The organism is Candidatus Phytoplasma gossypii (assembly GCF_030586975.1).
Classification (GTDB): domain Bacteria; phylum Bacillota_I; class Bacilli_A; order Acholeplasmatales; family Acholeplasmataceae; genus Phytoplasma; species Phytoplasma citri.
In genome coordinates this window covers 1-1,545 of sequence record NZ_JAOSIT010000066.1, presented here as the reverse complement: position 1 = coordinate 1,545, position 1,545 = coordinate 1, and the positions used below count along the sequence as shown (strand labels likewise).

Annotated in this window: 1 protein-coding gene; it reads left to right on the top strand. The window is 13.9% G+C overall.

Annotation, left to right across the window (positions count from 1 at the left end):
- Positions 1-828 precede the first annotated feature (828 nt).
- Entirely contained in the window at positions 829-1,245 is a 417-nt protein-coding gene (locus tag OC698_RS03060; protein WP_304513221.1) for an effector protein, read from the top strand.
- Positions 1,246-1,545 lie beyond the last annotated feature (300 nt).

The following is a 1,545-nucleotide window of genomic DNA, read 5'->3' as shown; positions in this document are numbered from 1 at the left end:
TTAGTTATACGCATATTATCTAAAATTTGATCTGTAACAAAAAATAAATTTTTATTTTTTTGTTTTAAAGTTAGTAACCATTCTTTAGCTTTAATAATTTCTGTTGTATTGGCTTGGCTGATGTCACAAAAATAAAGAAAAAAATGTAATAAATACAAATTTCATAATAAAATCAATTAAATCTAACAAATAATAATAAATAAGTTATAAATAATAAAATAATCATTAATAAACCTAAGTTTGTTATTAATTATTGATTAAACAGTCAAGAAAAGAATTATTTAAATCATCTATAAAATAAGATATTTTTTTAAAAAATCAACTTTTGAATTTATTATTATCATTAATAATCTAATTAATATTAATTTTTTATAAACAATTAACTTATATTATTACATGTGTTTAATATTAAATATTGAAAATAAATTATTTTTTAATATTGTTAAAATAATAAAAAATTATCATAATTATATAATTTAAAAATTAAATTTCCATTATTATGAAAATAAAATTTCAAAAAATTATATAATAAAAATGTATTAGATATTTAATTATCTAATAAAATTTATATAATTATTAATTTTATCTTAATGTATTGAATATTTAACTTAAATAAAATAATTATGAACTTTTTTTGATATATATATTTAATAAAAAAAATTGCAAATTTAATAAAATTATTATTTCTTATAAACGGATTATTAGTAAATTTTTAAAAATATTCATTAATTTATAAAAAAATTTATAAATTGTATTTGTTAATTTCATTAGAAAGTTTTTTATCATATGAATTTCAAGTTCACAAAAATACAAATAAAAAAAATCAATATGATTTGTTTATTTATAATTTGCTTAGCTTTAATATTTGTAAATAATCGAAAATCTTGTATAGTTTACGCTGGTTCGAATTATTCAGCAGTTAAAAGAACAGAATCTTCTGAAATATTATTTGATTGTTCGGAAACCAAAATAGAAATTTTAAGAGAAAAAATAGATCAATTTTCAAGGAAAAAAAATGAATTATTAAAAGAAATTGATACAGTAAACAAAGAATTGTTATTATTAAATTTAAGAATTAAAAATAACTCCAATTTTAATATTTCTAAAAGTTTTTTAAAATATCAAATTTCTTGTTTAAAAACAAAAAAAAATAATCTTAAAATAAATTTATATGAATTACATTTAGAACAAATAGAATTGGAACTTAAATTAAGAAAAAAATTAGATTTTTTAAAGAAAAAATAATGTAGCGCTTTTTTAAAATTAATTTAATCATTTTACGCAAAAAATTTTTGATATTAATTTATGAACTTTAATTATAATTAAAACTCTCCGTAATTATAAATAATTTTTTATACTTTTTTTAATGAATACATAAATAGCATTAATTTCCAGTTAGATTTGATGATGATATCAAAAATAATAAAAATAATTCTATTTATTTTAATAATAAAATTATTTTTTGATAAAAAATCATTCTTCTAATTATTTGGACAAAAATAATATAAGGAAAACATATTAATAAATTAAAATAAAATATAAATT

Excerpts from the sequence above, each read along its gene's own strand:
- OC698_RS03060 (WP_304513221.1), top strand. The coding sequence starts at position 829 with ATGATTTGTTTATTTATAATTTGCTTAGCTTTAATATTTGTAAATAAT.